This is a genomic window from Neobacillus cucumis, from assembly GCF_002860255.1.
Classification (GTDB): Bacteria; Bacillota; Bacilli; order Bacillales; family Cytobacillaceae; genus Neobacillus; species Neobacillus cucumis_A.
In genome coordinates, this window is the sequence record NZ_PGVE01000018.1 from 1 (window position 1) to 1,718 (window position 1,718).

The 1,718-nt window shown below is 41.3% G+C and carries 2 protein-coding genes; one reads left to right on the plus strand and one right to left on the minus strand.

From position 1 onward, the window contains the following. Positions 1-74: 74 nt before the first annotated feature. On the minus strand, positions 75-992 hold the full coding sequence (locus tag CVD27_RS04335) for a patatin-like phospholipase family protein (protein ID WP_101646664.1): 918 nt from the start codon (positions 990-992) through the stop codon (positions 75-77). Positions 993-1,162: 170 nt separating this feature from the next. On the opposite strand from CVD27_RS04335, the gene CVD27_RS04340 reads away from it, so the two are divergent. Further along, complete coding sequence (locus CVD27_RS04340) at positions 1,163-1,510, plus strand: DUF378 domain-containing protein (protein ID WP_101646665.1); 348 nt, start codon at positions 1,163-1,165, stop codon at positions 1,508-1,510. The last annotated feature ends 208 nt before the right edge of the window (positions 1,511-1,718 follow it).

Genomic DNA, 1,718 nt, shown 5'->3' on the forward strand with positions numbered 1-1,718 from the left:
ATTGCAACCCTCCTTGTAAGTCAATTTACCCGCCACGACAGCGTTTTAAACTGGCCTTATGTCAAATGTTTCATTTACATAACATTTTGGTTGCTGACTAACTTAGAATTCGCTGGCGACCAAGTTAGCAGAAATTCCTTGGTACGACTACGTCCGATTGATAGCAAGTCTTCCATTTGCTCTTCGTTTAGATCAAATTGTGTGGCACTATAATTTTCTACGGGAATGAAGACGATGTTTTGCACATGTTGCTTCGAGATATATTTTTCATCATGCGCGTTTCTCATTGTGGAGAATAGCGCTTCGAATAATTGCAAGGCATTTCGAATGGTACGTCCGGGTACTTCATCTTGATTGCGACTTAGTTTGAGCCCGATTACAGGTCGTTTACATGGCGATGTATCTTCATCAAAAATCCACATCGGGAAATTACTTAATACACCGCCGTCTACTACTATAGTTTCTTTTGGTGCATCGAGACGTATGGGTTCAAAAAAGTAGGGAATACCACAACTCATACGCAGTGCTTTAGCAATTGAAAATCGGTCAGAATCATATCCGTATTTCTCCAAATCATCAGGTAATACCATCATCTTGCCATTTGTTAAGTCAGATGCCACTAATTTTAATGATCCTTTCGGAAGATCGCCAAATGCATAACAACCTTTACGTGCGAGTTTATCAAAAAACCACTCTTCCAACGCCTTACCTTGATACAATCCCATTCTCCAATAAAGCGATACCCATTTCATAAAGGGAAATGGCAATAGGGTCTTTCTCGGATCCAGCAAAGCTTGGAAATCTTCTTCAGCCAACATGACTTCGATTTCATCCGCTGTATAGCCGGCCGCCAAAAAGCTTGCAACAATAGCTCCTGCACTTGTGCCAGCTACGTTTTCAAAACGATAACCTTGTTTCTCCAACTCCTGAACCGCTCCAACTAGCGCAAAACCTTTCAATCCTCCGCCTGAAAACACGCCATTTATCCGCACTGTATCCCTGCTTTCATTTTTATTGGTCTATTACTGTAAGGTCTCCGCAACAGAAATAGAACAATATTCATGTGGAAATGTATGAAAATTCTCTTTCGGTGAACTATAATAAGGAATCTATACAAACATGTACAGGATTCGATTATAGATTGTTGGAGGAGGTGTGCAACATGAGCGTATTTATGCGGATTGCACTGACGTTAGTCATTATTGGTGCTCTAAACTGGGGATTGATTGGTTTTTTCAACTTTGATTTGGTTGCCAGCGTATTTGGAGGACAAGACACGATTCTTGCGAAGATTGTCTATGCCATTGTGGGACTGAGCGGATTGGCAGCGATTGGACTTTTAGTTAAATCGAATGAAGAGATTATTGACGATGTGGATGAAAAAGTAGAGCCCCATAAGCAGTTTGATCGAATTCGGAATGTGAATTACAACACCGAATTTGGGGAAGAACTGGATATGAAGGAGAAGCGTAAAAAAGTGGATCGGTCACCTAAGGATCCAAAAGAATGATCAAAGAGTGTTCTCGTGTTAAAGCGGGAACACTTTTTAGTGTAGTGGTGAGAAAAAGTCGCCTATCCGAATTACCGGTCAGGCGATATCAACTAGCATTGAAATGAAAAGCGCAGTGAGGAGATCCTCACTGCGTTTTTTAGATTGTCCTCCTGATAAAGCTAACATGACGACCGGCTTGTCTATCTTGACGATAGGAAAAGCTGTC